Here is a 25,470-nt window from a genome sequence, read left to right on the forward strand (position 1 = left end):
CGGTTATCTTACAGGCCCCAGTCCACCGGCTGCCCACCTTGGTCTTGAAGCGCCTGGTTGGCCCGGCTAAACGGGCGGGAGCCGAAGAACCCTCGGTTGGCGGAAAGCGGGGACGGGTGCGGGGACTCGATGCGCGGCGTATCACCAAGGAAGCGCGCCGCCGACTGCGCGTCGCGGCCCCAGAGGATTGCCACGAGGGGCTGGTCGCGGGCCGCGAGCGCGCGGATCGCCGCCTCGGTCACCGCTTCCCAGCCCTTCCCGCGGTGCGAGGCGGGCGCACCGGGCCGGACCGTGAGCACGCGGTTGAGCAGCAGGATGCCCTGGGCGGACCAAGACGACAGGTCGCCGTCTGCGCGCGGGGCGACACCGAGATCCTCCTGCAGCTCCTTGTAGATGTTGACCAGGCTGCGCGGCGGCTTTACGCCCGGCTGGGTGGAAAACGCCAGGCCCATCGGGTGGCCAGGCGTAGGGTACGGGTCCTGCCCGACGATGAGGACGCGCACCTCATCGAACGGGTCCGCAAACGCGCGCAGGATGTCGTTGCCGCGCGGCAGGTAGGCGTCCTCGCCGCGGAGGAAGTCTCCCATGGCGTGGATGCGGTCCTCTACTCCCGCGAGCGGGGCTTGCCAGGTCTCGTGTACGGGCAGATTCATCCGAAGCTCTCCCATCCGTTGGTGTAGTGGGGCGCGGCGGCGTCGATAAGCACCTGCCCCGTGCGTGTGACCCTCCCGATCGAGCGGAAGCCGACGGGCGCGGAGCCGTCGCAGGTGCCCAGGAGCGTGTGGTCCTCGCCGCCGGTGAGCACCCACTCCCAGGGGTCCTGCCCGAGGAGCTCGCCGGCTTTGCGCAGCAGATCGTCGGGCGCGATGGCCAGGCTGGACAGGTCGATGCCCACCTTGGAGTGCGTGGCAATCTGGGACAGGTCGCGGATCAGTCCGTCGGAGTTGTCCGTCATCGCGGTGGCGCCGGCGGCGCGCGCAACCACGCCACGGCCGGGGGTCAGGCGCGGGACCTGGTGCGCGTGGACGAGCGGCTCGAGCGCTTCCGGGATCCGCACCCCGGCGTTGAGCAGCGCGAACCCGGCGGCGGAGTAGCCGATGTCGCCGTGGGCCACGACGCGCTGCCCGGGCCGCGCGTGGTCCAGCGAAAGCGGATCGCGGTTCCCGCCGAGCGAGCCGATCGCGGCAACGGAAACCACGAGCTGGTTCGACTGCGTCACGTCGCCGCCGACAAGCTCGGTGGAATAGTCCGCGGTCGTCTGGCCCACGCCGCGCGCCACACCCTCGATCACGGCGAGCGGCAGGTCCGGCGGCGCGGCGATGGCCAGCAGCGCGGCGATCGGGCGCGCGCCCATCGCCTCGATGTCGGCGAAGTTTTGGACGACGGCCTTGCGCCCCACGAATTCCGGCATGGTGAGGTCGGCGCGGAAGTGGCGCCCTTCCACGAGCATGTCGGTGGCGGCCACGACCCGCGAGTTCGGGGTCGAGGGAGTGAGCACGGCGGCGTCGTCGCCGTTGATGGGCGATGGCGAGGCGCGCACGATGGCGTCGATCACCGCGTGTTCGCCCACGGATGCCAGCGTGGGCCCGACGGTGGGAAACCCGGTTCGGATCACGGTTGCGTTACCGCCTTTCGTTAGACTGTGGCGCCATGAGTGCTTCCCCGGCGAACGAATCACAGGTTAATAGAACAGCGGTGTATGTCAGCCTTGGGCTCGCCGTCGTCTTCGTTGTGGCGGTGCTCGGCGGGGCGCGCTTCGTGGCCACCCAGGCCGCGAACCAGCCGGTAGCAATGTCTCAGCTCGACTCGCCGCAGGCCGGGTCTCAGGAGTGCAGCACGCTTATCGACGCCCTCCCCAACCACCTCCTCTCCCACCGCCGCGCAGCACTTGCGGACCCCGCGCCCGAGGGCGCTGCCGCTTGGCAGTCCTCCTCCACCGAGCGGGTGACCCTGCGATGCGGGGTGGCCATGCCGCAGCAGTACACCGCGTACGTCGAGCCCCTGACCTTCGAGGCCGCTGGCGCCCGCTGGCTGCGCGTCGACGACGCCACCCCCGGCTCCACCATGTCCACCTGGTACACCGTGGACCGCGCGCCCGCCGTCGCCGTCACCGCTGACGACGCATCCCTCGGGCGCGACGACACCCCGCTCGACGGCCTGGACCTCTCCGCACTGCCGGAGCAGCAGCACGACTACGCGCCGGCACCGCTGACGCAGCTCGCTGCCGACGAGTCGGGCGCGGCGGACTCGTGCCGCGCGCTCACCGACGCCGCCCCCGACTCGATCGCCGAGGGCTACCGCCGCAGCGCGCCTCGCGACGTTCCCGAGTCCGCCCACGCCGTCGGCTGGATCGCGGACGGCAAGGAGCCGATCGTGGTGCGCTGCGGTGTCGCGGACCCGGCAAGCTACGCTGCGGGCGCGCAGCTCTCACAGGTGGATGACGTCCCCTGGTTCGAGGACACGACGCTGGCGAACGGGACGACCGCCTCGACCTGGTACGCGCTGGGCCGCGCGACGGGCGTGGCGGTCTCGCTGCCGCAATCGGCGGGCAACGAGGCAATCACGAACCTCTCCGCGCTCATCGCCGAGCAGCTGCCGGAGCAGGGCTAGCGCTACCGCTTCCGCGCGGTGGTGACCAACAGGTCCAACAGGTCTGGGTACGCCAGCCCACTGGCCTGCCACACCTGGGGGTACATGGAAATCGGGGTGAACCCGGGCATGGTGTTGATCTCATTGAGCACCGGGCCGTCCTTGGTAACGAAGAAGTCGATGCGGGCCAGGGACTTGCAGTCCAGCGCCTCGAAGCAGCGCAGCGCGAGCCGCTTGAGCTCCGCGATCGTTGCTTCGTCGTAGGGCGCGGGAATGGTCGCGGTGACCTCGTTATCCAGGTACTTCGTCTCAAACCCGTAGAAGCCCTCGGCGGAATCCTCGGTGCCGTTGAGCCTGGCGGGCACGCTCGCTTCGATGCGCCCGTCCGGGTGCTCGATGACGCCGACTTCAACCTCGTCACCGTGCAGCTCCGACTCGACGAGGACCTTGCCGTCCGATTCGTGGGCGAGCGCGATCGCCTCGTCGAGAGCCTCCCACGACTCCACCTTGGACACGCCAATCGACGAACCACCCGAGGCAGGTTTGACAAAGACGGGCAGTCCGAGGCGGGCACGCTGGGCGTCGTCAAGCGTCTGCCCTGCGCGCAGCACCACCTCCTCGGCGACGGCGACTCCCTCCGCCCGCACGAGCTTCTTCGTGTACTCCTTGTCCATGCCGCACGCGGAGGCGAGGACGCCGGGGCCGACGTAGGGCACGCCGGCCATCTCGAGGAGACCCTGGATGGTGCCGTCCTCGCCGAACTTGCCGTGCAGGACCGGGAAGACAACGTCGACCTGAGCCAGGGCCTCGCCGCTTGCCGCGTCGACGAACACGCCGCGCCGGTCCGGGTTGAGTGAGAGCGCCACCTCGCGCTTCCCGGATACCTCCGGCAGCGTGGCGCCCGCGACCGGGTCGAGCGCGCCCTCCACCCAGGCGCCGCTGCGTGTAATGCCCACGGGGTAAATCTCGTAGCGCTCGGACGAGAGGTGCGCCATGACTGCGCCGGCCGAGATGCAGGAAATCGAGTGCTCGGTGGACTGGCCACCGTAAATAACGGCTATACGAATCACAGATCGAGACTACACCAGCCAGCTGCCCAACCAGCTCCCCAGCTACTCAGACTTCTTGCTCCGTCCCATCAGCGCCGCAATCGTCTCCGGCACCTTCACCCCCTTGTGGCACACGGCGTACACCGCCTGGGTCAGCGGCATGTCCACGCCCCGCTCCTGCGCGAGCTGGAAGATGCTTCTCGACGACACGACGCCCTCCGCGACCTGCCCCTTCGTCGCAGCCTTCGCCTCCTCGATCGTGGCCCCCTTGCCCAGCGCGGCGCCGAACGTGCGGTTGCGGGACAGCGGAGACGAGCACGTGGCGACGAGGTCACCTAGTCCGGCCAACCCGGAGAACGTGCGGGCGTCCGCGCCCAGCTCCGTGCCGAGGCGGGTGATTTCCGCGAGGCCGCGCGTGATCAGCGAGGCCAAGGTGTTTTCGCCGAGGCCCTGGCCGGAAGCCATGCCGCAGGCGAGCGCGATGACGTTCTTGGTCGCCCCGCCGATCTCGCAGCCGACGACGTCCTCGTTGGTGTACGGGCGCAGGTAGTTCGTCGCGCAGGCGGCCTGCACCAGCTTCGCGCGGTTGAGGTCGGAGCAGGCGATGACGGTGGCGGCCGGCTGCTCGAGTGCGACCTCTTTGGCCAGGTTCGGGCCGGAGAGCACGGCGATGCGGTCCTCGGTCGCGCCGGTGACCTCGCCGATGATCTGGGACATGCGCAGGTGCGTGTCCGATTCGATGCCCTTGGAGATAGACAACAGCGTCGAATCGGTGCGCAAATGCTGCGCCCACCCGGTGAGGTTGTCGCGCATCGTCTGGCTCGGCACCGCGAAGACGACGATGTCCGCGCCGAGTGCGGCTGCGGCGTCGGAGGTGGGGCGCACGGCGTCGGGAAGCGTAATGCCCGGCAAATAGTCGGGGTTTTCGCGCGTGGTCTCTATCGTGCGGGCAAGCTCCGGGCGGCGCGCCCAGAGGTCCACCGCGTTGCCGGCGTCGGCGAAGACCTTTGCCAGCGTGGTGCCCCACGAACCGGCGCCGAGCACTGCCACATTCACCATTGCGTTGCTGCCTTCCTCGTTGTGCCTCAACAAACTTTGTCAGCCTATCAAGAGTTTTGCACGCCGTGCGCGGCGCGCGGGCACAGCGGGCGCATTGGCGCGCGGGCACAGCGTGCGCAAAAATAGCGGGTATGGCTGACAAGAAATCGCGCGCGGGCGCGCCGCGCAAGGGGAAATTGCACGAGCAGCACAAGGACATCGCCGGGGAGATGTTCCTCACCGGGCGCCACCAGGAGATCCCGAAGCGCCCGCTGGACGAGTTCCCCCGCACCACCCTGGCTGCGGGCGCGGTGCTGTGGCGCGGAGACCGCAACCAACCGGAATCCATCGAGGTGGCGTGCATCCACCGCCCGCACTACGACGACTGGTCCCTGGCCAAGGGCAAGCTCGACCCCGGCGAGTCCCTGGTGGTCACCGCGGTGCGCGAGATCCGCGAGGAGACCGGCTACGAGGTGCGCCTGGGCAAGCTGCTGGGCAAGACCATTTACCCGGTGAAGCACACCACGAAGGTGGTCTACTACTGGACGGGCGAGGTCACCGGCGGCGAGTTCACCCCGAACGACGAGGTGGATGAGATCCGCTGGCTGCCCATCTCCGAGGCGACGCCGCTGATGAGCTACAACCTGGACCGCCAGGTGCTGGAGAAGGCACAGAAACGCTTCTCTCGCTCCGCGGATACCCGCATCCTCCTCGTGCGCCATGCTCGCGCGCACGAGCGCGCGAAGTGGTCCGGGGATGACAATCTGCGCCCGCTGGACAAGAAGGGTCGCCGCCAGGCGGAAATGCTGGTGCCGATGCTCTCCCCCTTCGCACCCACCCGCATCTTCTCGGCGGAGCCGGACCGCTGCCAGGCCACCGTCGAGCCGCTTGCGGACGAACTGGGCCTGGACGTCACCGTCGACCCTCGCTTCGGGGACCAGGCCTGGCTGGGCGATATGGTCGGCGCGAAACGCGCGTTCGAGGACGTGATCAACGCCGAGGGCACGAGCGTGATTTGCAGCCAAGGCGAGGCCATCCCGGGGCTGATAGCGTGGTTGGCAGCAAGCGGTACGCTGCCGATTGATACGGAAATCAACGCGAAAAAGGGCTCGGTGTGGTCGCTGACGTTCCACAAGGGCCAACTCTCGGGTGCTGATTACCTGCCTTCGGCGCTACCGGTGAAGTAGCAGAAAGGACAACTATGGCTTTCGCCCCGATTACGCAGGAGCGCGTTGAGACCACACTGGACGAGCTGGGCCTCAAGCACTACCGCAGCGAGTCGGACGACATGACGGTCACCGCGTTCCCCAGCGCAGTGTGCTTCTTCCGCTTCGACGGCGACATGTTCAACATTGTTGCCCGGTGGCTGGGCACCGCCCACACCGAGGAGGACAAGCTCGCTTTGCGACGCTGCGTGAACACCGTCAACCGCTCCCTGCCCCGCCTGCGCATACACCCCACCCCGTGGGAAGACGACGCCATGCTGGCCTTCGTCGATTCCCCATTCTTCCCCAACGGCGGCGCGGAGGACGAGCAGCTCAAGCGCATGCTGGACTTCTACTTCTCCATGCTGCGCTACGCCACCGATGCGCTCAACGAGGAGCTCAGCGAGCTTCGCGACGACATCGCGCGCGAGCGTTCCGCCGAATCCAGCACCGAATCCGACGCATCCGACGAGGGGGCACAGTAATGGCCGACCAAACAACCGGTTACCGCAACACCGACCTGGACCGCGTGCGCGAGTACTTTCAGCAGCAGGGCTGGACCTACACCGACTCCGAGAACCCGGATTCGTTCCAGACCGGGTTCGCAGGCATCTCGATGGAAATTTCGTACACGTCGAACTCGATCGTGCTGTTTACCACCGTCGGCGTCAGCGAGGTCACCGCATCCCGCTTCGACGAGGTATTGACCTGGTGCGAGGAGTTCAACAACGTGCGCTCCTTCCCCACCGCGGTGGCGCTGGAGGACCCGGAGCGCGACCTCGCCGCGCTGGGCGTGACCTACGCGCTGCCGTGCCACTGGAAGCACACCGACGAGCAATTCCGCGACTTCGTGGACCGCGGCGTGCTCGGCCTGGTGAACACCTCGAAGGCGTTCCTCAAGGAGTTCGCGCCGGAGGCGCTGGAAAACTTGCCGGAGTAGCGTGTCTATCGCACCGCCGGCTTGAACGCGGGGCGCTTCGCTTCGAAGGCCTGGATCGCGGGCTCGTCGCGAAGCGTCAGCCCGATGTCATCCAGCCCTTCCATCAGGCGCCAACGGGTGTAGTCGTCGATGTCGAAGGTGTACGTGTTCTCGCCGACGGTGACCGTGCGGTCCGCAAGCGAGACCGTAGCCTCCAGACCCGGCGTCTGCTCCAGCTGCTTCCAGATCAGCTCGATGTCGGACTCGCTCATGATGCCCGCGAGCAGGCCGGCCTTGCCGGCGTTGCCGCGGAAGATGTCAGCAAACCGGGGGCTAAAGACGGCTTTGAAGCCATAGTCCATGAGCGCCCACACGGCGTGCTCGCGCGAGGATCCGGTGCCGAAGTCGGGGCCGGCGAACAGCACCGAGCCTGCCGCGAAGTCTTCCTGGTTCAGTACGAAGTCCGGCTGGTTCTCGCGCCAGTTGGAAAACAGGCCGTCCTCGAAGCCCGTGCGGGAAACTCGCTTGAGGTAGCGGGCAGGGATAATCTGGTCCGTATCAACGTTTGACCTAGTCAGAGGCACACCAACGCCGGTGTGGGTGGTGAACTTCTCCATGTTGTGTACTCCTCGTTGTCGTGTGTGAGTGCTGGTGAGCTTAAAGATCCGCGGGGCTGGCCAGGTGCCCGGTCACCGCAGTCGCGGCGGCCACCAGCGGCGAGACCAGGTGGGTGCGCCCGCCGGGGCCCTGGCGGCCCTCAAAGTTGCGGTTGCTTGTCGACGCCGACCGCTCCCCCGGCGCCAGCTGGTCCGGGTTCATCCCCAGGCACATCGAGCAGCCGGCGGTGCGCCACTCCGCGCCGAACTCGGTGAAGACCGCGTCCAGGCCCTCCTCTTCGGCCTGCTGCTTGACCAGTGTGGACGACGGCACAACGAGCATGCGGGTGCCGTCGGCAATGCGTCGGCCGCGCACGACCTCGGCGGCGGCGCGCAGGTCCTCGATGCGCGCGTTGGTGCAGGAGCCGAGGAAGACGGTGTCGATGGAGATGTCGCGCAGCGGCGTGCCCGGGGTGAGTTCCATGTACGCGAGCGCCTTCTCGGCGGCCTGCTTCGAGCTGTCGTCGGTGAAGTCCTCCGGGTCCGGCACGTGTTCGCCCAGCGGGAGGCCCTGGCCGGGGTTCGTGCCCCAGGTGACAAACGGGGTGAGCGCCGAGCCGTCGATCTCGACGACGGTGTCAAAGGTGGCGCCCTCGTCCGTGGGCAGCGTCTTCCAGTACTCGACGGCCGCGTCCCAGTCGGCGCCCTTCGGCGCGTACTCGCGGCCCTTAACGTATTCGAACGTCGTCTCGTCCGGGGCGACCATGCCCGCACGCGCGCCCGCCTCGATGGACATGTTGCAGATGGTCATGCGCGCTTCCATCGACAGCTTGCGGATCGCCTCGCCGCGGTACTCAATGATGTGGCCCTGCCCACCACCGGTGCCGATCTTGGCGATGATGGCCAGAATCAGGTCCTTCGCGCTCACGCCCTCGGCGAGCTCGCCGGTGACCTCGACGGCCATCGTCTTAAACGGTTTGAGCGACAGGGTTTGCGTCGCCATCACGTGCTCGACCTCGCTGGTGCCGATGCCCATGGCGATGGAGCCGAACGCGCCGTGCGTCGAGGTGTGCGAGTCGCCGCACACAATCGTCATGCCGGGCTGGGTGATTCCCAGCTGCGGGCCAACTGTGTGGACGATCCCCTGCTTGACGTCGCCCATCGGGTGCAGCCTCACGCCGAATTCCTCGCAGTTCTTGCGCAGCGTCTCCACCTGGGTGCGCGACGTGGGCTCGGCGATCTCAAGCAGGTTGCCGTTCACAATGCCTTCAGTGGGTACGTTGTGGTCCTCGGTGGCCAGGTGCAGTTCGGGGTGGCGCATGGTGCGCCCCGCCATGCGCAGGCCGTCAAACGCTTGTGGGGAGGTGACCTCGTGGAGCAGCTGGAAGTCGATGTAGATAAGGTCGGGCTCGTCGCCCTTGCCTGCGGAAACGACGTGGTCGTTCCACACTTTTTCTGCCAGCGTCAGGGGCTGTTGCTCCATGGTGATCCTCCTTGGGTCAACGCACCGTCGAGAAGCGCTGCTTCCCAAAATGCGAGATGCTACTATCCATTACGTGAGACAGTATAGCGAAGACTCCGGCATCAAAGTGCTCGACCGTTCCGTAGCAATCGTCCGCTCGGTCGCGCGGGGCGACAAGACCCTCGCGCAACTCAGCGAGGACACGGGGCTGCCCAGGGCCACCACCCACCGCATTGCCACCGCACTCGAGGTCCACCACATCCTCGCGCGCACCGACACGGGAGCCTGGACGGTGGGCCCCGCGCTCGAGTCGTTCTCTTCGGGTACGCCGCCGCGGCTGCTCAGCGCGGCGTCGCCCATCATGCGCGAACTCGTCGCCACGACCGGCGAGGCGGTCCAGCTCTACGAGCTCACCGGCGACACCCGCACGTGCATCGCCGCCGAGGAACCCGCGGCCGGCCTGACCTACACCGTGCCGGTCGGCTCGCAGCTCTCGCTCACCGCAGGATCGGCCGCGCGAGTCTACGCCGCACATGCGCTTATCGACGCCACCCCGTTCCCCACCTCCGAACTGGACTCCGTGCGCGAGACGGGCTTGGCAGAGTCCGTCGCCGAGCGCGAGGTCGGCCTCGCGTCCGTCTCGACGCCGGTGCGCGACCCCGACGGCTCGATTATCGCGGTGCTCTCTGTCTCCGGCCCGGCGGAGCGGTTCTCCCCCAGCCCCGCCGACAAGTGGGGCGCGGAGCTCTTAAGCGCCCGCGGCCGGCTCGAGGCCGCCCTCTAGGTTAGGCCTCGACGAAGCCCTCGCCGATGCGCCACTGCTGCTCGTGTGCGAGCGACACGGTGGCGTCCGGGTCCTCGACGTCGGACACGCGGTAGTAGAGCATGTCGACGTAGTCGTGGTGGATGCTGGCGACCCCGTACCCGTGCCCGTCAAAATCGATGTGCTTGACCCACGGGTTGTTGTCACGAATGACCTTCTCCACCAGCAGCGAGGTGGAGTTGTCCTCTTCGTGGTAGGTGCCAAACGCGCTGGTGAGAATCTCGTCCACGTTGGGCGCCGAGATGGAGGTGGTAACCATCTCGCAGCCGATCTCGCCGTAGGTCGAGGAGATTGAGTTCGCCCACTCGGAGTGGATGTCGCCGGTGAGGAACAAGACATTGCTCTCCTGCTCGTCCAGCATCGTGAGCAGGCGGTTGCGCTCGGCAGCGTAGCCGTCCCACTGGTCCGAATTGACCGCGATACCGGTGGAGCGCTCCCTAATGAACCCAACGGCTTCATTCGCCTTGTCGTTGTCCGCGATGGTGACAAAGCGCATCGGGGAAATCATCACCGAGTTGCCCAGCACGTCCCAGCGGGCATTGGATTCCTGCAGCTGCTCGGCGAGCCAATTGAACTGCTCGCTGCCCAGCATCGTGCGATCTGGATCGTCGAATTGGTCGCTGCCGGACTCCTCGTCGCGGTAGGTGCGCAGGTCCATCATGGTCAGCTGCGCGAGCTTGCCAAAGTTGAAACGGCGATAGATTCGACGCTCTCCCGACAGGGATTCCGTGCGAACCGGAAGCCACTCAAAATAGGCCTGCATCGCGGCGTCGCGACGTTCATCAAACTGCCCTTCCTCGCGGCCGTCCGTGTGGTTCTCCGCGCCTTCGCGCCAGTTGTTGTTGGCCACCTCGTGGTCGTCCCACACCACGATCCACGGACAGGCCGCGTGCGCCGCCTGCAGGTTGAGGTCCGTACGGTAGCGCCCGTAGCGCTGGCGGTAGTCCTCCAGCGTGGTGATCTCCCACTCCGGGTGGTGCATACGGGCGACACCGCTCTTGCCCGCGTACTCGCCCGTGGGGTACTCGTAGATGTAGTCGCCCAAGAAGACCACGTGGTCGATCTCGCCACTGCGTCCGCGCTCGGCCATGTCCGCATACGCCTGGAAGTACCCGGATTCCCAGTTGGCACAGGAGGCGATAGCCAGGTTGAGCTGGTCCAGGTCCGCGTCCTCCTTCGGCGCCGTCAGCGCGCGCCCAACCGGAGAGATCGCTCCCTCGTGCTCGCCGCTTTTCACGACAAAGCGGTAGAAGTACTCCGTCTCCGGCTTCAGTCCGGTCGGGTCCACGTGCACGGTGTGGTCCGACGACGCCACCGCCATGACGGAGCCCGTCTTCGGCTTCTTGAAGTCCTCAGAGGTGTCCAGCTGCCACTCCAGCTCCACGTCTTCGCCCAGGCCGGAGCCCGGTAGCGCCTCGCGCGACGGGGTGACGCGCGTCCAGAGCACGACCCGGTCCGGCAGCGGGTCACCAGACGCGACACCGTGCAGGAACGGCAAGCCCCACTGGTCCGCAGTGGTGGGTGTTTCCGGGGTGGAGACGGTACCGGTGCGGGCGGCGTACGCCCCGGTGGCCCCCACAGCAGCGGCGGCAGCAGACGCTGCGGCCGCCTGCAGGACGACGCGACGATTCACACGAAACTCTGAGCTCATGACCGCTACTTTTACCCAAGGCTCACGCCTCCGCAAGACGAACAGCGCAAAGTAAGTTATTGTTCACTTGAATTTCAGCTTTCCGCTGCTTTGCTCGTAACCACCTGTTCAGAACCTTCAGGTTAAGTAAAGGACCATGGCCTTCATGCGTACTCCCCACCGTTCCCCCGCCCGCCGCGGCGCACTCGCAGCCGCACTTACAGTGTCCCTCTTCGCCGCTCCCGTCGCAGTGCCCACGGCGCACGCCGCGACCAATGCGGTCGACCGCGTCGCCCTCGGTATCGGCGCTGACGAGACCCAGGCGAACGTCGCTTGGCAGTCCGCGCGACTCGGCGAGCAGTACCTCGAGTACTGGAAGAGCGACGATCCGTCGTCGAAGCAGAGCGTGACGTCGGAAGAGGGCCCCCGTGAGGCGCTGATGACCAACCTCGAGCCGAAGACTGAGTACACCTACCGCATTGGCAGCGACAGGATCGGTTGGACCGATGAGGCGACCTTCACCACCGGCGAGGAGTCGGATTCCTGGAACTTCCTCGCGTTCGCCGACGCGCAGATCGGTGTGGACACCAAGATCGATGAGCAGGCCGCCGCCTGGGACAAGGCAGTCACTACCGCCACCTCTGAGCACCCGGATTCCGCATTCATCATGCACCTGGGCGACCAGATCGAGGGCTGGGGTGCGCCGAACCAGCAGATGAAGGCGTTCCTGGCTCCGGAGAAGCTCAAGGAGTACCGCCTCGCCGTGCTGCGCGGCAACCACGAGACCTACGCCCCGGCCAGCATCTTCTACGACGGCTTCTACCTCCCCAACGAGGACGCCGACACCACCGACTACTTCTTCACCTACAACAACGTGTTGTTCATCGGCCTGGACGGCAACCGCAGCTCCAGCGAAGACATTCAGAAGCACGCGGAGTTTGTCAAGAAGACCATCGCCGAGCAGGGCAAGGACGCGGACTGGGTGATCGCCGGCATTCACCAGGCGCCGTTCTCCCAGGGCACCCACTACACCGACGACGACGTCGTGCGTATGCGCAACGAGCTCACCCCAGAGCTGTCCAGCGCCGGCGTGGACCTCGTCCTCAGCGGCCACGACCACATCTACACCCGCACCCACCTCATGAACGGCGCCGACCCCGTCGTCCCTGAAGGCGCGGCGAAGGCCGGGGACGTACTCATTCCGGACGAGAACCAGGTCCTCTACGTCACCTCCACCACCGCGACCGGTGGCAAGTACTACGACTTCCAGGACGAGAACAAGGAGAAGCACCCGCGCATCCGCGAGGAGCGCGCGACGGACCTTGCGCACAAGTCCACGGCCCGCTGGCGCCAGGACTACAACCCGGACTACACCAGCATCGATGTCTCCCCGGAGTCCCTGAAGCTGACCACTTACAACATCAACACCCCGTACACGGTCGATCAAGTCACGCTGCAGAAGAAGGACGCGGCGAAGCCGGAGGAGACCACTACCCCGGCCAAGCCGTCCGAGACCACGACCTCCGCGCAGGCGACGCCGACCACGGGCAAGACCAGCCCGGCCGAGACAACGACCGCAGGGACCACTTCCGCGCAGGAGCCGAAGACCACCGTGGTCACCACCACCGTGGAAAAGCCGGTCACCACGACGCAGACGGTGGACAAGACCACCGAGGTCCCGACCACGATCACCAAGGGCTCCCCAGCCCCGACCACGGTGACTACTGCGGTCCCGACGACCGTGCGCGAGGAAGTGGAGAAAACCACCACCAAGCTGGTGCCCACCACCATCACGCGCACGGAGGAGGTCGCCTCCACCGCGAAGGAAACCGTCAAGGAGACGGTAGAGAAAACCGTCGCCACCACCGCACACGCCACGGTGACCACCACCGCCGAGCCCACTGAGAAGCCGGACCAGCAGCCAAGCGAGAAGCCGAGCGATGACACCGAAGGCGCATCGAGCGGCAGCAGCGTCGCCGGCGCCGTCCTGCTCGCGCTCGGCGTGTTCGCTTCTCTGCTCGCCGTCATCGCCGGCATCTTCGCCCACCAGTACCCCGACCTGGTGCAGCAGATCCGCAACTACTTCAACATCTAGCTCAACGGCCATTGCCGCTCTGCGCCGCCGCCTGCCTCCACGAGGGGCCGGGGGCGGCGCATTGTGTATGTAGTGCCCGGAATCGGCGACGTCCAGGCAGGGGTGTGTAATTCCGGAGCCGCTCCGACGGCGCCCAGTTGACGAGAACCCCGTGACGAAGACGCTGGAAAAATTCCGTGATCTCGTCAACCTGTCTTCGTCAAACAGCCCAAGCTGCACCCCGCCGGCACGCCGGGCCAGGTACGGGCTACACGACAAAACCGGACCGGCTTCCACGCTGTGGTGAAAAACGGTCCGGCTACGTTGTACCCCGTACGGGATTTGAACCCGTGTTACCGCCGTGAGAGGGCGACGTCCTAGGCCACTAGACGAACGGGGCTCGTTCGCTGTCCTTGCGACTTTGTAAACAATAAAGGCAGACCCTACCACTTAGCAAATCGCCAGCTCGTCGCGCATTTTTCGCGCGGATCACAAGGCGATAAACCCGACTAGCGCCGCGCCGATCACAACGGCCCACGCCGGGGCCTTCCATGACCGCAGCGCAACGAACGCGACGGCAGCGAGCGCCATCGTCGCGGGCCCGCTAATCCCCGACGTAAACACCGGCGTGTACAGCGCCGCCGCCAGGATTCCCACTACCGCGGCGTTCGCGCCGGCGAGCACTCTGCGGCTCGTCGGGTGGGCACGCAGCTGGTCCCAAAACGGCATCGCCCCCGCCACGAGGAGCGCAGCGGGCAGAAAGATCGCCACCGTGGCCAGGACCGAGCCCAGCGCCCAGTGGATGCCGTGTGCGCTCGCACCGAGGAATGAGGCAAACGTGAACAGCGGCCCAGGCACCGCCTGCGCGGCACCGTAGCCGGCGAGGAAGACGTCCTCGCCCACGAGCCCGTTCGGCACCACGGCCTGTTCCAACAGCGGCAGCACCACGTGCCCGCCGCCGAAGACGAGGGCGCCAGCGCGGTAGAAGGTATCCACGATGCCGAGGCCGACGTCGCCGCCCCGAGCAATCAACGGCAGCGCGACCAGCAGCCCAGCGAACAGCGCCAGGCACGTCACGCCCACGCCTTTGGACTGCTGGTACACGGCGCGGTCACGAGGCGCGACGCCTCCCGTACCGCCCTCCCCGCGCAGCAAACCGAACCCGGCCGCTGCGCCGACGAGGATCGCGGCCACCTGGACCCAGGGGCTCGGCACGAGGAGGACCAGCACCATCGCGGCCACCGCAATCAGCGCGCGCCACGCGTCCGTCACCAGCGAACCCGCCATCCCAATCACCGCGTGCGCAACCACTGCCACGGCGGCGGCTTTCATCCCGGTGAGCCAGCCGGCGTGGGTGGCGTCGTCAAGCGTGGCGAGCCCCAGAGCGAAGCACATCAGGGCGATTGCCGACGGCAACGTGAAGGCCGCCCACGCCGCCGCCATGCCCAGGTACCCTGCCCGGCGGAGGCCGAGCGCCATGCCGACCTGGCTGGAGGCGGGACCGGGGAGGAATTGGCAGAGCGCGACGAGGTCGGCGTACTCGGAGTCCGAGAGCCACTTCCGGCGCTCGATGAACTCGTCGCGGAAGTAGCCGAGGTGCGCCACGGGTCCGCCGAAGGAGGTGCAGCCGAGTTTGAGGAAGGCACCGAATACCTCGGCGACGCTGCCACGTTGGTTCACTCCTGCTCCCTTTCCGTAGGCGTGAAGACCAGCGGTGGGTCGATGCGGACCACTGCGGCGGTGTCGATCTCGGGGCGTGCGCTGCCGGGGGCGAAGGCGCGGAACTCGTGGTCGCCCGCGCGCAGCGAGACCGAGTAGCCGTCGCGCTCGTAGAGCGCGGATGTCACGATCATCGTCGCGGTCACGCCATCGTGTCCGGCACCGTCGAGGTGGACCATGGATGGCCGGACTGCCACCTCGACTTCGGTTCCGTCCGGCGCGGCGGTGCCCGAGTGCTCGGCAGGCCAGGACAGCTCGGGAAGGCTTTCCACGAGCACCTGTCCCCCACGGATCCGCCCCGGCAGCACGGTAGCGTCGCCCATAAACGACGCCACCCACGCCGACGCCGGCCGCGCGAGCAGGTCCGCCGGGGCAGCGATCTGTTCGATGACCCCGTCGCGCAGGACCGCAATGCGGTCGGCGATCGCCAGCGCTTCCTTCCGGTCATGGGTGACGTGAACTGTCGTGAGGTTGTGCGTGCGCGTGAGCGCAACGAGCTCGCGCCGCAGGCCATCGCGGAGGGGTTCGTCGAGGGCGGACAGGGCTTCGTCGAGAAGCAACACGCTCGGCCGCGCGACGATGGCGCGGGCGAGTGCGACGCGCTGGCGCTGGCCGCCCGACAGCGAGTCCGGTTTGCGCGCGCCGTACCCCGCCAGGCCGACGAGCTCGAGCACCTCTTCGACCCTGCTGCGGCGCTGCGACGCGGGCACCTTGGCCTGCTTGAGGGGGTAGGCCACGTTGGCCTCCACCGTCATGTGCGGCCAGACCGCGTGCTGCTGGAAAACCATGCCCATGTTGCGGTGCTCCGGCGGCACGGCGGACACGTCGCGGCCACCGATGCGGATCGTGCCGGAGGTGGGGCTGAGGAAGCCGGCGAGGGTGCGCAGCAGCGTCGTCTTACCAGAGCCGGAGGGGCCGACGAGCGCGAGGAACTCGCCGCTCTGCACGTTCGCGTCGAGGTTGTTCAGGCCGACGGTGCCGTCGGGAAACGCCACGGTCAAGTGCTCGAGCTGGATTTCGCTCACTTGGCGCTCCTTTCTGGGTTGCGGATGGTCAGGGCGAGCGCGGCGATGCCGATGACGGCGAACATGAGCGCCAGCGCCGACGCCTGGTTGTAGTTGCCGGACTGCTGCAGGTTAAACAGCTGCACACCGATCGTGGTGGTGCCGGGCGCGATGAGCAAAATGGAGACGGTGAGTTCCCGCACCGCGGTGACCGCGACCAGCACCGCGCCGGAGACGACCGCGGGGATGGCCATGCGGCCGGTCGTATCGAGCATGGCGCGGAGCCGGCCAGCACCGGAGATGCGCGCCGCCTCCTCCACCGCAGCCGGCATGGACGCCAGCGGGGCACGCACCGCCTGCAGCACGAGCGCGGTGAACGCGCACACGTACGCAAGGAGGATCACCCACCGGGTGTTGTACAAGTCGGTGTAGCGGCCGTAGATGACCCATCCGACGCCGATGATCAGCCCGGGCAGCGCCGTCGGGAGCAGCACGGTCAGCGTCAGGGCGGTGTTCGAGCGCGCCCGTGTGCGGGTGACCAACAACCCGACTGCCCAGCCAAGCAGGCCGCACAGCAGTGCAGCACCCAGGGCGAGGGTGACCGAATTAGTGAAGCCCTCGATCACGCGCGGGTTCTCCAGGGTGGACTGGAAGTTCGACAGCGAGATGTTTTCCAGCGTAAACGGCACGCCCGGTGCGGGAAGCAGCGCGCGGTAGGTCAGGCCGATGAGTGGCCCGAGGGTGAGCGCCAGCGCGATGATCCACGCGACGACGGACACCGCCGCGCGCGACCTCCCCAGCGGCAGCGGCATCGACGCGCCAGTGTGGGTGGTGTTCGCGGCTCGGGCAGCGACTATGTAGTCCGCGACCACCGCCACGATCCCGAGGACGAGCAGCACCGTGCCGATGGTGGAGACGACCTGCAGCGGGTTGGCTACGATGCCTGACTCCATCATGCGGTAGACCATGGTCGCCAGCGTTTCGAAGCGAACGGGCGAGCCCAGGATCGATGGGATGCCAAAGTCGGCCAGGTTCGACACTGCGGTCAGCGTGAACGCGCTGAGGAACGCGGGGCCGAGCAGCGGCAGCGTGACCGTCCTCAGCACGCGGGCATTGCGGGCGCCGCTAATCCGCGCGGCGAGCTCCAAGTCGGCGGGGATGGAACGCAGCGCCGCCGCGACGATGACGTACACCAGCGGGTACGAGTGCAGCGTCATGAGAAAGATCACGCCGTCCGCTCCGTAGAGGTTCCAAATTTCGTGGCCGAACACAGCGTTGAGGCCCTGGTTGTTGCCAAACAGCTGCAGCCAAGAGATCGCACCAACAAACGGCGGGACGAGCAGCGGCGACAACAGCAGGATCCGCAGCGCGCCTTTGCCGTATACGTCTGTTCGCTCGAGCAGCAGGGCCACTGCCCCGCCGAGGAGGACCGCGAAGGCTGACGACGCCAATGTGGTCACCGCCGAGTTCAGCGTCGCCTTTCCAAGGCCTTGCTCCAGCAGGAGCGGAATCTGGTTGCCGCCGAGCGCGAGCGACACGACGAGCGCGAGCGGGGTAAGAAACAGCGCGGCGACGACCAGCCACACGCCGAGGCGCGCGAGGCCGACGCCGGTGATACGGCGAGAGGTGGGAGTGGGCACGGTAATAGTCGGGCTACTTCACCGCGTTCTGGAAGAACGAGACCGCGTCCTCGCGGTCGTTGGTCACCGACTCGAGGTCGGCCTCCATCAGCGGGATGTCCTTGAGGCTCGGTGCGTCGCCAGGTGTGCCCACCGAATCAATCACCGGCAGGTAGTTCTGCTCCACCGCCAGCTTCTGGCCCTCCTCAGAGAGCACGAAGTTGATGTAGCGCTGCGCGGCGTCTTGCACGTCGGAGTCCTTGAACACGGCGATGGGCTCGGTGATAAACGGCGCGCCCTCCTCCGGGTAGGACGTCGCGATCGGGGACCCCGCATCCGCCAGGTCGCGCACCAGGTAGTCCACCACGACGCCCACCGGGTGGCCGCCGCCCGCGATCTCCTGCGAGGTAGGGCCGTTGGACTTGGCAATCATCGGCTGATTCGCGCCCAGCTTGGTGATCCACTCCTCGCCCAGCTCCTCGTTGCCCTTCCACACGGTCGCGTTGTACGCGGCGGCGCCGGACACGGACGGGTCCGGCATGACGATCTTGCCCTGATACTCCGGGTCGGTGAGCGCCTGCCAAGAGGCGGGCGCGTTGCCCTGGTCGTACACGCCGGTGTTGTAGGCAATCACCGTCGGGATGATGCGGGTACCCACGTACATGTTGTCGGCGTCCTGCGCCTCCTCGATCACCTTGGAGGTGTCCACGTCCTTCAGCTCAGCCAGGTCGCCCGCTTCCTTGTACGTCTCAAAGGTCGGCGCGTCGGCGGCCCAGAAGATGTCGGCCTCGATGCTGCCCGCGGTCTTCTCCGCCTCGAGGCGCGCGGTGAGGTCGCCGGTGCCAGCGCGGTAGACCTCCACGTTCACGTCCGGGTTAGCCTTCTCAAAGGCCTGGTTGATCTCGTCCACCTTCTCCTCCGGCTCGGAGGTGTAGACAGTGATCGTGGTCTCGCCGCCATCGGCCGCGGCCGTGGACCCGTTCTCGGTGGAATCCTCAGCGGAAGGTTCGGAGCAGCCAACCAGCAGCGCCGCCACGGATCCCGCGGCAAACAGGGCGGTCAGGGTGGTTTTCGCAGTCATGCGCATGTCAATCGTTCCTCGCACTCGGCCATTTTTAACGACCAATACCGTAGCAAGGACCCGGGTACTTCGCAGCGCGAACGCACTCGCGCTTCTCGACGCCACCGCCCCAGCCGAAGGGACAAACAGGTGACCCACAACGGCCCCGACCCCACTCCCCCGCTCCCAAACGCAAAAACTGAGGCGGCCAGCAAACTCGCTGACCGCCTCAGTATCTTGTACCCCGTACGGGATTTGAACCCGTGTTACCGCCGTGAGAGGGCGACGTCCTAGGCCACTAGACGAACGGGGCTTAAGGACACAGAACAACAAGGTGAAGTTCTGTTGCTGGCCTACCTGGACTCGAACCAAGAATGGCGGTACCAGAAACCGCTGTGTTGCCAATTACACCATAGGCCATCGTTTTTCAGTGCTTACCGGAGTAAACTCCCTGTGAAGTTGTTTCCGTGTTCGCTCTGAACAACGATGATTACTATAACCAGAACGCGCTATACATACCAAATCGCCTGGTCAAAGTGCATTTTCAGTACCTTAAATCACGCCGTTGTAAGTGTGCTTTTGCGGGCCCTCTCCTGCCCTGTTCTCCCCCCCCCTATGCAACGACAACACCCGCGTGGTAGGCGGTGGGCCTGGCACGCGGGCGTCGTGAAGCAATGTGCGCCTATGCGGCGGTGAACGGGGTGACCTCGCGCGCGGCGCGCAGGCGGGTCAGCGTGGACTCCTTGCCCAAAAGCTCCATGGACTCGAACAGCGGCGGGGAGACCTGCTCGCCGGAGATGCCCACGCGCAGGGCGCCGAAGGCCTTGCGGGGCTTGAGCTCCAACTTCTGGATCAGGGCCTCGTTGAGCGCCGCGTCGATGGCGTCGGTGGCCCACGCGGACTCGTCGATCGCCTCGAGGGCGGCGATGCCCTCGTCGAGCGCCTGGACCGCGTCCTCCTTGAGGTTCTTCTTCGCGGCCTTCTCGTTCAGCTGCAGCTCGGCGTCCGGGGTGACGAGGAACTTGAGGAGCCCGTAGGCGTCGCCAAGCATCTTGATGCGCGTCTGCACGAGCTCCGCGGCCAGCGCGAACTTGTCGGCCGGGTAGTCGGCCGGGAAATCGGTGTACTCCGTGAGGTAGGCGCGCAGGCGATCGCGGAAGTCCTCCGGGTCCAGCTGGCGGATGTGGTCGGCGTTGATGGCCTCGAGCTTCTTCTGGTCAAAGCGCGCGGGGTTGCCCAGCACGTCGTGCACGTCGAAGGCCTTGACCATCTCGTCGACGGAGAAGATGTCCTGGTCCGCGGACAGCGACCAGCCGAGCAGCGCGAGGTAGTTGATCATGCCCTCGGGGATGATGCCGGCGTCGCGGTGGTTGAACAGGTTGGACTCCGGGTCGCGCTTGGACAGCTTCTTGTTGCCCTGCCCCATCACGAACGGCAGGTGGCCGAACTCGGGCGTGAACTCCGCGACGCCGATGCGCTGCAGTGCCGCGTACAGCGCGATCTGTCGCGGGGTGGAGGACAGCAGGTCCTCGCCGCGCAGCACGTGGGTGATCCCCATCAGCGCGTCGTCGACCGGGTTGACCAGCGTGTACAGCGGGGCGCCGTTGGAGCGGGCGACCACGAAGTCGGGCTGTGTGTTCGACTTGAACGTGACTTCGCCGCGGACCAGGTCGTTCCAGGTCCAGTCCTGGTCCGGCATGCGCAGGCGCCACACGGGCTTGCGGCCCTCGGCCTCAAACGCGTCGATCTGATCCTGGGTCAGGTCGCGGTCAAAGTTGTCGTACCCCAGCTGCGGGTCGCGGCCGGCGGCCTTGTGCCGCTCCTGCACCTCCTCGTTGGTGGAGTACGCGGGGTAGACTTCGCCGGCCTCGATGAGCTTGTCCAGCACATCTTTGTAAATGTCCATGCGCTGCGACTGGCGGTACGGCTCGTGCGGGCCGCCGACGTTGACGCCCTCGTCCCAGCTCAGGCCGAGCCACTCCAGCGAGTCTATGATCGCCCGGTAGGACTCCTCGGAGTCGCGGGCGGCGTCGGTGTCCTCGATGCGGAAGACAAACGTGCCGCCGCTGTGCCGCGCCTGCGCCCAGTTGAACAAGGCGGTGCGCACCATCCCGACGTGCGGGGTACCAGTTGGCGATGGGCAGAAACGTACGCGCATTGCAGATTCAGTCATGGGGTAAATAGTAGCGCGGACGCAAACAGCGTCAATTAGCAGGCATTTGCTTCTCAACGCCCCTCCCCACGCCCCCGACCACGAGCGTCAAATCCCCGAGAGTTGCTGCACACATTGCGATTGCTAAAGTCTTCCCTTATGCCGCATACCCCCGCGTCCGACTCCCTCCGCCCCGCGAGCGCACCTGACTTCCTGCTCTCACGCCCGGGCGGTTCTGTGCGCACCCAAGGAGCCGCACGCCGGTTCTCCGACGCGTGGGACGCGATTGACGCGCTCGAGGCGGGCGACGTGGACATGCTCGTCGGCGCCCTGCCGTTCGACCAGGACTGCCCCGCCGCGCTCACCGTCCCGGAAAAGATTGTGCGCGAGTCCGGCACGCTGGAGCCCCACCCCTACTACCGCGTGGGGCCGGGCGCCCAGCTCAGCGCGTCGGTGACCAGCTTCGACCCCTCGCCGCAGGAGCACCTGCGCCGCATCGAGGCCGCAATCGGCACGATCGAGTCCTCCAAGTTGAACAAGGTGGTCTTGGCGCGCGCCGTCGACATTGCCTTCGACCCGCCGGTTGACCCGCGGCTCGTCGCCGCACGCCTGATTGATCTGTCGTACACCCGCGACGGCTTCATTGCGGACCTCACTCCCTCCGGCCGCACCGGCCACTTCCTTGTCGGTTCCTCCCCCGAGGTGCTGGTGAAGCGGCGTGGTTCGGAGGTGTCCTCGCGCCCGCTGGCCGGCTCGGCCGCGCGCATCCCGCACGACCGCGACGCCGACGAGGCGGCGGCCGCAGCCCTGTACAACTCGGCGAAAGACCTGGGTGAGCACGCCTACGTGGTCGAACACATCCGCCGCGTACTCGCACCGCTGTGCTCGCGCCTGGACATCCCCGACCGCCCGGAGCTGGAGAAGACCAGCGAGATGTGGCACCTGGCCACCCCGATCCGCGGCGTACTCAAGGCCCCAGCGCCGAGCGCGCTGGACTTGGCGCTGCGCCTCTACCCCACTCCGGCCGTGTGTGGGACCCCCTCCGACGCGGCGGAGGCGCTGATCACCACCGCGGAGACCGACCGCGGTTTCTACGGCGGTGCCGTCGGCTACACCGACGCGAACGGCGACGGTGAGTACATGGTGGCCATCCGCTGCGCCGAGGTCGACGCCGCTGGCGCCACCGCCCGCACCTGGGCCGGCGGCGGGCTCGTCGTCGACTCCGACCCGCAGGCGGAGCTGGACGAGACGAGCGCAAAGCTGCGCACCATCATGCGCGCGCTCGGGCTCTAGGCCCGCCTGCCGCTACGCCTTCGCAACCGGGTTGCCCAGCGAGCCGATCCCGGGGATCTCAACCTCGATAAAGTCGCCCGGCACCATCTCCGCGGTCCCCGCCGGGGAGCCGGTGGCCATGACGTCGCCAGGCAACAGCGTGAACGACTGGGTGACCCACTCGATCATCTCGCCGATGCTCATAATCATCTGCTTCGAGTTGGAGTCCTGCTTCGTCTCCGTGGTGCCGTCGTGCGTGAGGTGGGCCTTGATGGGCAGGTCCGTGAAGTCGAACTTATCCAGGTCCGTCTCAATCCAGGGGCCGAGCGGCGCGAAAGTGTCGATGCCCTTGGCGCGGGCCCACTGTCCGTCCGCGAACTGGAGGTCGCGCGAGGAGACGTCGTTGATGATGGTCACGCCGCGCACCACCGACTTCCAGTCTTTCGCCTTGACGTTCTTGCACGGCACGCCGATGACGACGGCCAGCTCACCCTCAAACTCCACGCCGGTGGCAAAGTCCGGGATGCGGATCGGCGCACCGGGGCCCACCACGGCTGTCGGCGGCTTGATAAAGATGGTGGGCGGCAGGTGCTCGGCAGATTCTTTAAACACCTCGGCGACGTGGTCCGCGTAGTTGCGGCCGACCGCCACGATCTTGCTCGGCAGCGTCGGCGCGAGCAAGCGCACGTCTTCCAGCTTGTATTCCTTGCCCGTGTACTCGGGGTCCGTGTAGGGGGTGCCGGCGATTGCCTTGGCCACCTTCCCCTCGTCATCGATGACCGCGAAGGTCATCCCTTCGGGTGTTGCAATTCGTCCAAAACGCATGCCGACCAGCATACCGAAACACATAGTGCAGTGATACATCACTCACCAGACAGGGCAAGGTAAAGTTCCGCACACGCCAGCGCGTCCGTGAGCGCGCTGTGGCTTGAGTACCGCGGCAGATTGTACCGCTGCCGCACCCGTGCCAGCCGCAGATCTTCCCCGCGTGGGTACGTGCCCATCCGCTCCATGTGGCGCCGCTCCAGCGCCATCGTATCCACCACCTCACTGTCGCGCAGGACCCACTTCGTGCCGGTGACCTGCCCGCCCAGGCGCCCCAGAAACCCGGCCTCCATCTGGGAGAAGTGCGCCAGCAGCTTCCGCCCGTCGATCGCGCGCGCGAACGCCGCCCACACCTCGGCCGGGTCCTCGCCCTGGCGTGCGACGTCGTCGTCGGTGATGCCGTGCACCGTGGCGGAATCGCCCACCTGCGCGCCAGCGAGCACGTGGTATTCGGCTCGCGAGAGGTCGATCACCCGCCCGTCCAGCGGCACCCAGCCGACGGCCACCAGTTGGTCGCGCCCGGGGCGCAGGCCGGTGGTCTCGACGTCGACGGCCAGGAGCGCGGCGTCGACAAGCTCCCTGCGTGATGTTCGCCTGAACCCAAACATGTCACACCGCCTGGACCGGGTACTTGCTGGCCAGCGCGTTTTGCAGCGACTTGATCACGCGGAAGCTGTCGCGCAGCGCGGCGCGGTCACGCTCGGTGAGCTCGCGCGGGTCGATGAGAAGCTCGCGTGCCCCCTTCTCGGAAAGGGCGGTGCCTATCGACGCCCGCACGCGCTCCCCCGTCGCCACCTCCCCAACCCCCGCGACGATGGCATACAGGCGCGCCATCTGGACGACCGCCGCGGTCCCGCCGCGCTTCACGTCCAGGGTGGAGGCGTACTCACCACCGCGCTCGACGACGAGCCCGCGGAAGAACCCGATCGGCGGCTCGCGGAACGTGGCCAACGCCGCCAAGTGGGTGTGGAGCCGCCGCGAGCCGTGCGCGGACGCGAGTGCGGACTCGCGCACCGACCGGGCCATTGCCCGCGCCGCGTCGTCCGAGGCGAACACGGTACGGAAGTCGAAGAAGACCTGCGTGTGCAGCAAGGCGTCGGGGTCGGGCGCGGTCACCCAGCCGTGGAAGGTGCGCTCCCACTGCGCCTGCGTCATCCGCCACGCCGCGTTCGACGCCATCATCTCGCCCGGGCACTGCGCCTGCCCCGCCTCGCTGAGCCCTTGGCAAACAAACCTCCCGAGGGCGGCGAAGTACTCGCCGTGCGCCTCCGGGTCGTACGCGTTGCCCAACACCAACGCGTTGTCCTGGTCCGAGGCCGGCCCCATCTCGCCGCGCGCCTGCGAGCCCACGGCGACGAACGCGAACGGGACCGGCGGCGGGCCGAGCTCCTCGATGGCCAGGACGCACAGACGCCGCGTGATGGCGTCAGTGATCGAGGTGAGCAGACGCTGCGACTCGGCGGCGGTGGCCCCGCGCTCGAAGAATCGCGCCGACACCTCGGCGGCCCGTCGAAAAGCACCGTCGAGGTCGGAGCGGCTACTGCGCTCCACATCGGCGGCGAGGTAGATCGGGTCCGCTTGAAGCAGGCGCATAATGTCGCTGGAGGTCACCACGCCGACGATCCCGCCCGCGCCGGTGACCGGCAGGTGGTGCACGCCGAGTTCGCCCATGAGCAACATCGCCTCAAACACGAGGGCGTCCGCACCGATCGTACGCACCGGCGCGGTCATCACCTCGCGCACCGGCCCGCGCGGGTCCTTGCACCGCGCCACGACGCGGGAGCGCAAGTCGCGGTCCGTCAGGATGCCGGGCCGCTGCGTCCCCCTTGCATCGGCGACGATCAGGCACGTCACGCCCTGCCGGTCCATCTCGGCGGCGGCCTCCGCAATCGAGGTGTCGGGGTGGACGGTGGCAAGCTCGCGGTCGCGGAGCAGCTGGCCCAGCTCGGTGCGCAGCACCTCCGCGGAGCTCGACCTCCGGACCTCCTCCGCAGCAGTGCGCACACGGCGCGAGGCGGACTGAAAGAATCGCCCCAGGTCCGGGTAGCTGGCAAGGAGCTCGCTAAACGACGCGCGCGGGAGCAGCAGGAGCAAACTGTCTTCCACCGCGACCATGCCGTACTGCGATTCCCGTGCGCCGACCAGCGTGGAGTAGCCGAAATTCTTGCCGGCATCGCGGCGGTCCAGCAGCACGCCGTCCCCGGAGACAATGTCCACCGCGCCGGAGCGGATGATGTGGAGTGTGTCGTTGACCTGCCCGGGCGCCACGATCGTCTCGCCCCTGCGGACGTACGTCACTGCCATTTGCGCAGGCAGGCCGGCGAGCACTTCCTCCGGCAGGTGCGAGAACGGCTCGTGCTGGCCGAGGAAGCCCGCGACTTCTTCAAGTTCGACGCTCATGCCCTAACATTAGCGTGGGGCAGCGCACAATATC

22 protein-coding genes and 3 tRNA genes are annotated in these 25,470 nt (G+C 67.2%); 7 read left to right on the plus strand and 18 right to left on the minus strand.

What is annotated here, in order from left to right; genetic code table 11:
* Positions 1–8 precede the first annotated feature (8 nt).
* The gene (locus FPH17_RS02830) at positions 9–653 is read right to left on the minus strand and encodes a uracil-DNA glycosylase (protein WP_154878625.1); all 645 of its coding nucleotides are present in this window, start codon (positions 651–653) and stop codon (positions 9–11) included.
* Entirely contained in the window at positions 650–1,615 is a 966-nt protein-coding gene (locus tag FPH17_RS02835) for a thiamine-phosphate kinase (protein ID WP_154878626.1), read from the minus strand. The genes FPH17_RS02830 and FPH17_RS02835 overlap by 4 nt, the downstream gene beginning before the upstream one ends.
* A gap of 35 nt (positions 1,616–1,650) precedes the next feature.
* Between FPH17_RS02835 and FPH17_RS02840 the strand changes: the two genes are divergently transcribed.
* On the plus strand, positions 1,651–2,610 hold the full coding sequence (locus tag FPH17_RS02840) for a DUF3515 domain-containing protein (RefSeq protein ID WP_154878627.1): 960 nt from the start codon (positions 1,651–1,653) through the stop codon (positions 2,608–2,610).
* A gap of 2 nt (positions 2,611–2,612) precedes the next feature.
* Here FPH17_RS02840 and FPH17_RS02845 read toward each other — a convergent pair whose 3' ends face one another.
* Together FPH17_RS02845 and FPH17_RS02850 are read right to left on the minus strand one after the other, a co-directional pair.
* Positions 2,613–3,659 carry a D-alanine--D-alanine ligase family protein gene (locus FPH17_RS02845; protein ID WP_154878628.1) on the minus strand — a complete coding sequence of 349 codons (1,047 nt, stop codon included), beginning with the start codon at positions 3,657–3,659 and terminating at the stop codon, positions 2,613–2,615.
* Positions 3,660–3,701: 42 nt separating this feature from the next.
* Entirely contained in the window at positions 3,702–4,697 is a 996-nt protein-coding gene (locus FPH17_RS02850; protein WP_095276170.1) for an NAD(P)H-dependent glycerol-3-phosphate dehydrogenase, read from the minus strand.
* A gap of 131 nt (positions 4,698–4,828) precedes the next feature.
* Here FPH17_RS02850 and FPH17_RS02855 point away from each other — a divergent pair, with 131 nt between their 5' ends.
* From FPH17_RS02855 to FPH17_RS02865, 3 genes are read left to right on the plus strand one after another with little or no spacing between them, the layout of a single operon-like run.
* On the plus strand, positions 4,829–5,863 hold the full coding sequence (locus FPH17_RS02855; protein WP_154878629.1) for an NUDIX hydrolase: 1,035 nt from the start codon (positions 4,829–4,831) through the stop codon (positions 5,861–5,863).
* A 14-nt stretch (positions 5,864–5,877) separates the two neighbouring features.
* Entirely contained in the window at positions 5,878–6,366 is a 489-nt protein-coding gene (locus FPH17_RS02860; RefSeq protein ID WP_154878630.1) for a YbjN domain-containing protein, read from the plus strand.
* The gene (locus FPH17_RS02865) at positions 6,366–6,821 is read left to right on the plus strand and encodes a YbjN domain-containing protein (RefSeq protein WP_095276163.1); all 456 of its coding nucleotides are present in this window, start codon (positions 6,366–6,368) and stop codon (positions 6,819–6,821) included. The genes FPH17_RS02860 and FPH17_RS02865 overlap by 1 nt, the downstream gene beginning before the upstream one ends.
* A gap of 5 nt (positions 6,822–6,826) precedes the next feature.
* Here FPH17_RS02865 and leuD read toward each other — a convergent pair whose 3' ends face one another.
* On the minus strand, positions 6,827–7,417 hold the full coding sequence (leuD, locus tag FPH17_RS02870; protein ID WP_095536890.1) for a 3-isopropylmalate dehydratase small subunit: 591 nt from the start codon (positions 7,415–7,417) through the stop codon (positions 6,827–6,829).
* A gap of 40 nt (positions 7,418–7,457) precedes the next feature.
* On the minus strand, positions 7,458–8,879 hold the full coding sequence (leuC, locus tag FPH17_RS02875) for a 3-isopropylmalate dehydratase large subunit (RefSeq protein ID WP_154878631.1): 1,422 nt from the start codon (positions 8,877–8,879) through the stop codon (positions 7,458–7,460).
* A gap of 49 nt (positions 8,880–8,928) precedes the next feature.
* Here leuC and FPH17_RS02880 point away from each other — a divergent pair, with 49 nt between their 5' ends.
* Positions 8,929–9,642 carry an IclR family transcriptional regulator gene (locus FPH17_RS02880; protein ID WP_154878632.1) on the plus strand — a complete coding sequence of 238 codons (714 nt, stop codon included), beginning with the start codon at positions 8,929–8,931 and terminating at the stop codon, positions 9,640–9,642.
* Position 9,643: 1 nt separating this feature from the next.
* On the opposite strand, the gene FPH17_RS02885 is transcribed toward FPH17_RS02880, so the two are convergent.
* A complete protein-coding gene (locus FPH17_RS02885) occupies positions 9,644–11,332 on the minus strand; it encodes an alkaline phosphatase D family protein (RefSeq protein ID WP_154878633.1) in 1,689 nt (562 codons plus the stop codon).
* A 145-nt stretch (positions 11,333–11,477) separates the two neighbouring features.
* Here FPH17_RS02885 and FPH17_RS02890 point away from each other — a divergent pair, with 145 nt between their 5' ends.
* On the plus strand, positions 11,478–13,406 hold the full coding sequence (locus FPH17_RS02890) for a purple acid phosphatase family protein (RefSeq protein WP_167496762.1): 1,929 nt from the start codon (positions 11,478–11,480) through the stop codon (positions 13,404–13,406).
* 306 nt (positions 13,407–13,712) lie between these two features.
* Here the strand turns inward: FPH17_RS02890 and FPH17_RS02895 are convergent.
* From FPH17_RS02895 to gltX, 8 genes are all read right to left on the minus strand, one after another.
* Positions 13,713–13,785: transfer RNA gene (locus FPH17_RS02895), tRNA-Glu, on the minus strand.
* An 89-nt stretch (positions 13,786–13,874) separates the two neighbouring features.
* Entirely contained in the window at positions 13,875–15,065 is a 1,191-nt protein-coding gene (gene chrA, locus FPH17_RS02900; protein WP_154878635.1) for a chromate efflux transporter, read from the minus strand.
* Positions 15,062–16,129, minus strand: a complete 1,068-nt coding sequence (locus FPH17_RS02905; protein WP_154878636.1) for an ABC transporter ATP-binding protein — start codon at positions 16,127–16,129, stop codon at positions 15,062–15,064. The genes chrA and FPH17_RS02905 overlap by 4 nt, the downstream gene beginning before the upstream one ends.
* The gene (locus FPH17_RS02910; RefSeq protein ID WP_154878637.1) at positions 16,126–17,748 is read right to left on the minus strand and encodes an ABC transporter permease; all 1,623 of its coding nucleotides are present in this window, start codon (positions 17,746–17,748) and stop codon (positions 16,126–16,128) included. The genes FPH17_RS02905 and FPH17_RS02910 overlap by 4 nt, the downstream gene beginning before the upstream one ends.
* Positions 17,749–17,761: 13 nt before the next feature.
* Positions 17,762–18,820, minus strand: a complete 1,059-nt coding sequence (locus FPH17_RS02915; protein ID WP_414437251.1) for an ABC transporter substrate-binding protein — start codon at positions 18,818–18,820, stop codon at positions 17,762–17,764.
* Between the two features lie 207 nt (positions 18,821–19,027).
* Positions 19,028–19,100 (minus strand) — tRNA-Glu (locus FPH17_RS02920).
* Between the two features lie 35 nt (positions 19,101–19,135).
* Positions 19,136–19,207, minus strand: a tRNA-Gln gene (locus FPH17_RS02925).
* Between the two features lie 262 nt (positions 19,208–19,469).
* Complete coding sequence (gltX, locus tag FPH17_RS02930; RefSeq protein ID WP_203085488.1) at positions 19,470–20,960, minus strand: glutamate--tRNA ligase; 1,491 nt, start codon at positions 20,958–20,960, stop codon at positions 19,470–19,472.
* A gap of 138 nt (positions 20,961–21,098) precedes the next feature.
* Between gltX and FPH17_RS02935 the strand changes: the two genes are divergently transcribed.
* A complete protein-coding gene (locus FPH17_RS02935) occupies positions 21,099–22,232 on the plus strand; it encodes an isochorismate synthase (RefSeq protein WP_154878638.1) in 1,134 nt (377 codons plus the stop codon).
* Positions 22,233–22,244: 12 nt separating this feature from the next.
* On the opposite strand, the gene FPH17_RS02940 is transcribed toward FPH17_RS02935, so the two are convergent.
* Genes FPH17_RS02940 through FPH17_RS02950 form a run of 3 tightly spaced genes read right to left on the minus strand, consistent with a single transcriptional unit; the run spans position 22,245 to position 25,436 of the window.
* The gene (locus tag FPH17_RS02940; RefSeq protein WP_095535166.1) at positions 22,245–23,036 is read right to left on the minus strand and encodes a fumarylacetoacetate hydrolase family protein; all 792 of its coding nucleotides are present in this window, start codon (positions 23,034–23,036) and stop codon (positions 22,245–22,247) included.
* Positions 23,037–23,074: 38 nt separating this feature from the next.
* Entirely contained in the window at positions 23,075–23,644 is a 570-nt protein-coding gene (locus FPH17_RS02945) for a 3'-5' exonuclease (protein WP_154878639.1), read from the minus strand.
* Position 23,645: 1 nt separating this feature from the next.
* A complete protein-coding gene (locus FPH17_RS02950) occupies positions 23,646–25,436 on the minus strand; it encodes a DUF294 nucleotidyltransferase-like domain-containing protein (RefSeq protein ID WP_154878640.1) in 1,791 nt (596 codons plus the stop codon).
* Between the last annotated feature and the right edge of the window lie 34 nt (positions 25,437–25,470).

The organism is Corynebacterium gottingense (assembly GCF_007559235.1).
Lineage (GTDB): Bacteria > Actinomycetota > Actinomycetes > Mycobacteriales > Mycobacteriaceae > Corynebacterium > Corynebacterium gottingense.

What these genes read in the sequence shown, in the direction of transcription:
- FPH17_RS02830 (WP_154878625.1), bottom strand. Translation starts at nt 653, where the DNA reads ATGAATCTGCCCGTACACGAGACCTGGCAAGCCCCGCTCGCGGGAGTA.
- FPH17_RS02840 (WP_154878627.1), top strand. Translation starts at nt 1,651, where the DNA reads ATGAGTGCTTCCCCGGCGAACGAATCACAGGTTAATAGAACAGCGGTG.
- FPH17_RS02850 (WP_095276170.1), bottom strand. Translation starts at nt 4,697, where the DNA reads ATGGTGAATGTGGCAGTGCTCGGCGCCGGTTCGTGGGGCACCACGCTG.
- FPH17_RS02855 (WP_154878629.1), top strand. Translation starts at nt 4,829, where the DNA reads ATGGCTGACAAGAAATCGCGCGCGGGCGCGCCGCGCAAGGGGAAATTG.
- FPH17_RS02860 (WP_154878630.1), top strand. Translation starts at nt 5,878, where the DNA reads ATGGCTTTCGCCCCGATTACGCAGGAGCGCGTTGAGACCACACTGGAC.
- FPH17_RS02865 (WP_095276163.1), top strand. Translation starts at nt 6,366, where the DNA reads ATGGCCGACCAAACAACCGGTTACCGCAACACCGACCTGGACCGCGTG.
- leuD (WP_095536890.1), bottom strand. Translation starts at nt 7,417, where the DNA reads ATGGAGAAGTTCACCACCCACACCGGCGTTGGTGTGCCTCTGACTAGG.
- leuC (WP_154878631.1), bottom strand. Translation starts at nt 8,879, where the DNA reads ATGGAGCAACAGCCCCTGACGCTGGCAGAAAAAGTGTGGAACGACCAC.
- FPH17_RS02880 (WP_154878632.1), top strand. Translation starts at nt 8,929, where the DNA reads ATGCGAGATGCTACTATCCATTACGTGAGACAGTATAGCGAAGACTCC.
- FPH17_RS02885 (WP_154878633.1), bottom strand. Translation starts at nt 11,332, where the DNA reads ATGAGCTCAGAGTTTCGTGTGAATCGTCGCGTCGTCCTGCAGGCGGCC.
- FPH17_RS02890 (WP_167496762.1), top strand. Translation starts at nt 11,478, where the DNA reads ATGCGTACTCCCCACCGTTCCCCCGCCCGCCGCGGCGCACTCGCAGCC.
- gltX (WP_203085488.1), bottom strand. Translation starts at nt 20,960, where the DNA reads ATGACTGAATCTGCAATGCGCGTACGTTTCTGCCCATCGCCAACTGGT.
- FPH17_RS02935 (WP_154878638.1), top strand. Translation starts at nt 21,099, where the DNA reads ATGCCGCATACCCCCGCGTCCGACTCCCTCCGCCCCGCGAGCGCACCT.
- FPH17_RS02940 (WP_095535166.1), bottom strand. Translation starts at nt 23,036, where the DNA reads ATGCGTTTTGGACGAATTGCAACACCCGAAGGGATGACCTTCGCGGTC.
- FPH17_RS02945 (WP_154878639.1), bottom strand. Translation starts at nt 23,644, where the DNA reads ATGTTTGGGTTCAGGCGAACATCACGCAGGGAGCTTGTCGACGCCGCG.
- FPH17_RS02950 (WP_154878640.1), bottom strand. Translation starts at nt 25,436, where the DNA reads ATGAGCGTCGAACTTGAAGAAGTCGCGGGCTTCCTCGGCCAGCACGAG.